1 rRNA gene is annotated in these 255 nt (G+C 56.1%); it reads left to right on the top strand.

The features are described 5' to 3' along the window. Positions 1-255: ribosomal RNA gene (locus RM779_RS33925) — 23S ribosomal RNA — on the top strand; the annotation flags it as partial.

Here is a 255-nt window from a genome sequence, read left to right as displayed (position 1 = left end):
GAGACAGCCAGGAGGTTGGCTTAGAAGCAGCCATCCTTGAAAGAGTGCGTAATAGCTCACTGGTCGAGTGATTCTGCGCCGATAATGTAGCGGGGCTCAAGTACACCGCCGAAGTCGTGTCGCCACATATGTTGTGGTGGGTAGGGGAGCGTCGTGTGCCGGGTGAAGCAGCCGTGGAAGCGTGTTGTGGATGGTTCACGAGTGAGAATGCAGGCATGAGTAGCGATACACACGTGGGAAACGTGTGCGCCGATT

The organism is Streptomyces johnsoniae (assembly GCF_031845565.1).
Lineage (GTDB): Bacteria > Actinomycetota > Actinomycetes > Streptomycetales > Streptomycetaceae > Streptomyces > Streptomyces johnsoniae.
Note: the sequence above shows the minus strand (reverse complement) of the source record. Positions and strands in the feature narration are given on the sequence as shown.